The organism is Halosimplex amylolyticum, from assembly GCF_051414035.1.
In the GTDB taxonomy this organism is placed as follows: domain Archaea; phylum Halobacteriota; class Halobacteria; order Halobacteriales; family Haloarculaceae; genus Halosimplex; species Halosimplex amylolyticum.
In genome coordinates, this window is record NZ_JBLKNW010000011.1 from 84,388 (window position 1) to 90,387 (window position 6,000).

The 6,000-nt window shown below is 66.7% G+C and carries 6 protein-coding genes and 1 tRNA gene; 2 read left to right on the forward strand and 5 right to left on the reverse strand.

The features are described from left to right. The first annotated feature begins 43 nt into the window (after positions 1–43). Complete coding sequence (locus ACMGFE_RS24400) at positions 44–1,882, forward strand: acyl-CoA carboxylase subunit beta (protein WP_436927879.1); 1,839 nt, start codon at positions 44–46, stop codon at positions 1,880–1,882. Between the two features lie 183 nt (positions 1,883–2,065). On the opposite strand, the gene ACMGFE_RS24405 is transcribed toward ACMGFE_RS24400, so the two are convergent. Further along, entirely contained in the window at positions 2,066–2,302 is a 237-nt protein-coding gene (locus ACMGFE_RS24405) for a hypothetical protein (protein WP_436927880.1), read from the reverse strand. A 424-nt stretch (positions 2,303–2,726) separates the two neighbouring features. Then, entirely contained in the window at positions 2,727–2,948 is a 222-nt protein-coding gene (locus ACMGFE_RS24410) for a DUF8149 family protein (protein WP_436927881.1), read from the reverse strand. A 105-nt stretch (positions 2,949–3,053) separates the two neighbouring features. On the opposite strand from ACMGFE_RS24410, the gene ACMGFE_RS24415 reads away from it, so the two are divergent. Beyond that, entirely contained in the window at positions 3,054–4,001 is a 948-nt protein-coding gene (locus ACMGFE_RS24415; protein ID WP_436927882.1) for a nucleoside hydrolase, read from the forward strand. Between the two features lie 199 nt (positions 4,002–4,200). Here the strand turns inward: ACMGFE_RS24415 and ACMGFE_RS24420 are convergent. From ACMGFE_RS24420 to ACMGFE_RS24430, 3 genes are all read right to left on the reverse strand, one after another. Then, positions 4,201–4,275 (reverse strand) — tRNA-Val (locus tag ACMGFE_RS24420). A gap of 194 nt (positions 4,276–4,469) precedes the next feature. Next, positions 4,470–4,715 (reverse strand): DUF7120 family protein, encoded by a 246-nt coding sequence (locus tag ACMGFE_RS24425; RefSeq protein ID WP_274324979.1) that lies wholly within the window; start codon positions 4,713–4,715, stop codon positions 4,470–4,472. 92 nt (positions 4,716–4,807) lie between these two features. Then, the gene (locus ACMGFE_RS24430; RefSeq protein WP_436927883.1) at positions 4,808–5,467 is read right to left on the reverse strand and encodes a hypothetical protein; all 660 of its coding nucleotides are present in this window, start codon (positions 5,465–5,467) and stop codon (positions 4,808–4,810) included. Positions 5,468–6,000: the final 533 nt, after the last annotated feature.

Sequence of the window (6,000 nt, forward strand, 5' to 3'; positions counted from 1 at the left end):
GACGGGGCGGCATATTTTACCGCTAGCGTGCGACGGGGGAGGTATGCGAGTTCGAATCGCCCAGGAGGCGACCGTCGACGAGGCGGAAGCGATCGCCTCCGCACTGGAGCGACACGTCCCCGGCGACGGACACGTCGAGGTGTTCATCGGCGACGCGGACGACCCCGCCGTCGTCCACGACCTCGACGACGAGGACTCCGGGTCCGCGGCTGCCGCCGACGGGGTGTCCGACGAGGACCTCGGACCGACGGCCCGCGAGCGCGCGCTCCGCGAGGAGATCGCCGACATCCGCGAGGGCGGCCCGGAGAAGTACCGCCGCCGCCTCGCCGAGCAGGGGAAACTCTTCGTCCGCGACCGGCTGGAGCTGTGGTTCGGTGACTCCGACCCGGTCCCCGGCGAGCGCGGCCCCGACGACACCACCGAGGGAGCCGTCGAGGACCCGTCCGGGCTGCGCTTCGAGGACGGAACGTTCGCCAACTTCGACGCCTGGCACGCCAACTCGCCGGAGACGGACGAGGACTCGGACGATAGGCTCCCCGCGGACGGGCTGATCACCGGCGCCGCCGAGTTCGGTGGCCGGGACGTCCACTTCATGGCCAACGACTTCACCGTCAAGGCGGGGTCGATGGCCGAGCACGGCGTCGAGAAGTTCCTCCGGATGCAACAGCGCGCGCTGAAGACCGGCCGCCCGGTCCTCTACCTGATGGACTCCTCGGGCGGCCGCATCGACCAGCAGACCGGCTTCTTCGCCAACCGCGAGGGAATCGGAAAATACTATTACAACCACTCGATGCTCTCCGGACGGGTTCCCCAGATCTGCGTCCTCTACGGCCCCTGCATCGCCGGCGCGGCCTACACCCCGGTCTTCGCGGACTTCACCGTCATGGTCGAGGGCATGTCCGCGATGGCGATCGCGAGCCCGCGGATGGTCGAGATGGTCACCGGCGAACAGATCGACCTCGACGACCTTGGCGGTCCCGACGTGCACACTCGCCATTCGGGGTCGGCGGACCTCGTCGCCGAGGACGAACACCACGCCCGGGATCTGGTCGCGCAGTTGATCTCCTACCTCCCGGACAACAGCGACGAGAAACCGCCGCAAACCGAGGGGCGAGCGCCCGCGAAGTCGCCGGTGGGGATCGACGGCGTCGTCCCCCAGGAACCCAACAGGGGCTACGACATGGAGCGAGTGATCGAGCGGGTCGTCGACGCCGACTCGTTCTTCGAACTCCAGCCCGAGTACGGCGCGGAGATCCTGACGGGCTTCGCCCGCATCGACGGCCGACCCGTCGGCGTCGTCGCCAACCAGCCCGCCAAGCGGGCGGGCGCGATCTTCCCCGACGCCGCCCGCAAGGCCGCGGAGTTCGTCTGGAAGTGCGACGCGTTCGACGTCCCGCTGCTGTACCTCTGTGACACCCCCGGGTTCATGGCCGGCTCCGACGTCGAGAAGGAGGGCATCCTCGAGGCGGGCAAGAAGATGATCTACGCCACCTCCGCGGCCACGGTCCCCAAGCAGTGCGTCGTCGTGCGCAAGGCGTACGGCGCCGGCATCTACGCGATGTCCGGCCCCGCCTACGACCCCGAGTCGACGCTCGGCCTGCCGTCGGGCGAGATCGCGATCATGGGCCCCGAAGCGGCCATCAACGCGGTCTACGCCAACAAACTGGACGAGATCGACGACCCCGATGAGCGCGAGCGCCGCGAACGCGAACTCCGCGAGGCCTACCGCGAGGACATCGACGTCCACCGAATGGCCAGCGAGGTCGTCATCGACGAGATCGTCCCGCCGTCGGACCTGCGCGAGGAACTCGCCGCGCGCTTCGCCTTCTACGAGACGGTCGAGAAGGACCGACCGAACAAGAAACACGGAACGGTGCTCTGAGCGGCCACGTAGCGGGGAGTTCGAGCGGATCAGTGCCTGGCGTCTTTGCGACGTTGCCGATGGCCGCAGTGGCGACACTCGTAGAGTCGACGCGACGCTGCGGCGTCGTTCAACACGAACCAGTCGCGGTCCTCGCCGAGCAGATCCCCGCGAATTTCGCAGTTCCGACAGCGCATCGACACCTCAGGGTTCCCCCTCGGGGAAGTCGGTCGCCGTCTCGGCCTCGGCAGGCTCCTGTCGGACCGTCGTCGACGACGGGCCAGATCGGTCCGCGTCCGCGACAACCCGGCCGGTCATCGCACGGTGGTGGCCGAACGCCTTCCAGCACAGCGCCGCCCCGAGCGGCGCGCCAATCACACTCAGGACGAGCAGCGTCCCGAGGAGGCCCCAGACGAATCGATCGCGTCGGTTGCGTTCCACGGAGGTATCGAACCCGCAGGCCCGACAGACAACCGTCGCCGGCACGCGCCGCCGGCAGTGGCGGCACGGACCGATAGCCGTCGTCTCGTCGCGGCCACCTCCCGAGAGGCGACGGTCGCTGCCGGGACCGGACGAGTTCGCTTTCGTCGAAGCCGTCGTCGGCACAGGTGTGGCTGACATGGTCGTCTCCGGGACGCCAGGTGGCGCCCGTTCCCGATCTCGATCCGCACCGAAATGAAGGGGGAGCACGCTCAAACCGGTTTAACCGGGATTTGGGCGATTTATCGGCAGGAGACGGTCGTCGCCACCGCGTCTGGAGTGCCAGCCCGACGGCTCGACCAGGGCGCTCCCGAGCGAGGTGGGTCCCAGAGAACGCCGCGGCGTTCGGAGTCGTCGTCGCCGGGTCGGTGAATCGGTACTGGAGTCAGTCCTGAGCGGTGTCGTCGAACAGGCCGAGGTCTTCGGCGACCAGGTCGCGCACCTGGTCGGCGAGCGCGGGGTCGACCTGCGCGACCGCGTCGCCGTCGTGGAGCCGGTCGTTGTGTCGGTCGACCGCCTCGGCGACGTCGTCGAGCGCGATTTCGGTCTCGGTCTCGCACTCCGCGCAGATCACCGGCACCGTCGGATCGTCACTGTCGTCTGCCATCGATTCTCGTTCGACCGTTCGACGGCCCGTGTAAAACATCTCTCGGCTTCGACCGGCCTCCTCGCCGACCCCGAACGGCTTATGGCCGGAGCGCGAACCCGGAGTATGCGACGCGTCATCGTCGACACGGACACCGCGGGCGACGACACGCAGGCGCTCGCCCTGGCCGTCCTCACCGAGCGGCTCTCCGTCGAGGCCGTCACCGTCGTCGCCGGCAACGTCCCGTTCGACCGCCAGGTCGAGAACGCCAAGTACACGCTCTCGCTCGTCGACTCGGAGGACGTCCCCGTCTACGAGGGCGCCCGGCGCCCGCTCCTGAAGTCGCACGAACACAGCACCGAGATCCACGGCGAAGGCGGCCTCGGCGGCGACCTCCACCCCGAGACCGGGATCGACTCCGCCGAGGGGTTCGGCCCCGACGAGATCGTCAACCGCTGTCGCGACTCGCCCGGCGACGTCACGCTACTCTGTATCGGCCCGCTCACCAACCTCGCGCTCGCACACGCTCGCGAAGAGGACCTCCCCGACCTCGTCGACGAGGTGTGGGTGATGGGCGGCGCCGTCAACTGCCGGGGCAACGTCACGCCCGACGCGGAGTTCAACTTCTGGGCCGACCCCGACGCGGCCGCGCGCGTCGTCGACGCCTTCGAGGTGACCCTCGTCGACTGGGGTCTCTGCCTGCGGACTTCGTTCGGCGCCGACGCGCTCGACGCCGTCGCCGGCATGGACACCGACCTCGCGGACTTTTTCCTCGAAGTCACCAAGACCGTTCGCGCCCGCGGGGAAGCCGACGGACTCGACGGCATCACCCAGCCCGACGGACTGACGACCGCCCTCCTCGCGTACCCTGAACTCCGCGAGCGCGTCGAGACCTACGCGGTCGCGGTCGACGAACGGGAGGGGCTCACCCGCGGCTACACCAGCGTCGACGTCGAGGGGGCCACCGGTGCCCCCGCCGAAACGCGCGTCGTCGAGGCCGCCGACTCCCGGGGATTCACCGACGTGCTCCTGTCGATGCTCCGCGACCGTGATCCCGACGCTGGCGTGGAATAGCTGCTCCTTCGTTCCGGATTTCAGGCCGACTGACTCGCACCGCTCGTCGGTTTGCGCCATCAGAAATGGGTTGGGGCGGATATAGAACCGGATGAAGACTCACTCCGGTCGTCTTCCAGGGTTCAAATCCGCCGAACCAGTTACGCTGGAGCAGATGCGAGAGCCAGAGCCGGCTCTCGCGGTGTTGCTCCAGTAGAAATGGGTTGGGGCGGATTTGAACCGCCGGCCTCCTCCATGTCAAGGAGGTGTCATAACCAACCTAGACCACCAACCCTCCCGTGCTTGCTACACTTTCGAGTTGAGGACAGGGATAATTGAAGGTTTCGAAGACCGGCCGAAAGTGACGGAGTATCGGGGAGAATTTCGCCGACGGCGTCGGGGTCCGACGAGGCTCCCGGCGGCTCGTCCACGGAGACCTGTCGCTGGGAGAGCGGCGAAGCGAGAAACCCGACCGCGTCCGCGCGAGAGTCAGAACGAGAAGTCGTCGTCTTCTTCGCGCATCCCGGGGTCTTCGGCGGTGTCCCACATGTCGTCGGCGAACTCGTCGGCCATGTCGGTCTCCGCGACTTCCTCGCCCGTGTCCCGCGTGTACGCGTCGAGACCCATCGAGAGCAGTTCCTCGACGGCGGCCTCGCGGCTGACGAACTCCTCTTCGGTCATTCGTTCGAGCTTCGTGTATACGTCTTCCGGCAGTGAGACTTCGACTGTGGGCATGAGTTGTCGGTTTACACTCGGGGGTGAAGTGTTTTGAGTATTTGGGCTATCAGTCGGTCCCGCGCTCGCGACGCCTCGCCCGCCGGCCGCCGTTACTGACCACCGGTGATCTGCAGTTCGACCGTCGCTGTCGCGTCGACGCTCGACGAACCGCCCGACGAATCCGTCCCGGAGTCGGCGTCCGTCGAGTCTGTCGAGTCCGTCGACTCCGCAGTGGACTCGGGTGTGGGCGTCGGCGTGGGCGTGGGTTCTGGCGTCGGGGGCTGGGCCTTCGCCATCTCGGAGTTGTCGAATACGAGGTGGTAGCTTCCCGAACTGATACCGGCCGAGGAGCTACCCTCTTTGCTCTTCTGGACGCTGTGGGCCGAGTTGTAGTTCACCTTGTGACCGTCCTTGAAGTAGCCGAACTCCCCGTCTCGGATCATCAGGACGTCGATAGCCGGGCCGCTCGTGACCGTGAAGTTGTACTTGAGGGCGCCGCCGTTCTCGAACTCCATCTCGTACCCCGTGAACTCCCCGCCGGGGATCTCGATGGTCTCGTCTTTCTCGTAGAAGATGTCCGTGACGTCCGTGTGATCGGGGAACGGCCCGGAGTTTCCGCCGCCACCGCCCCCTCCTCCGCCGCCACCGCCGCCGCCACCGCCACCGCCTCCGTCGCCGGAGTTGTCGTTCCCACCACCACCCAGACACCCTCCAACGGCCGAGAGGCTTGCAGCACCCATTGCCAGCACGGCACGACGTGTTCGAACCATGGGGGCAGGTACCGTCTTCCACTACAAATAGATGTCGACGGCTAGTACACGCGCCCGTCCACCAATACCGAACGATAGAGTCGCTCTCGGCGCAGAATCTCCCCTCCGACACCGAGTACTACAAGTGCGTTTTTTCATACAGAACAGCGAGTCGACGCGAATTGTGAACCAGCGGGAGGCGGTCCTGCTCACTCCGTTCACTGCGCGGGCCACGACTGACACGGCTCGAATCCGCTCGAGATACGACTTGCTAATCGTCAATTGGTCGCAGCAAAACAGTGGGCCAACGCGGATTTGAACCGGAGGAAGACATTCCTGCTCGCTCACTGCGTTCGCTTCGCGGGCTGTGACTTCCAGGGTTCAAATCCGCTCGGGACACGCTTCGCTCTTCCTGTCCGTTCCTCACAGAAGTGATGGGCCAACGCGGGAATGCCGACCCAACGTAACGCTGCGACTCTGACCGAACCAACTGCGGGCTGTCGATTTTCATAGATCCTCCGGGATGAAGTCTCGGCGGCGGCGCATTCGCTGAC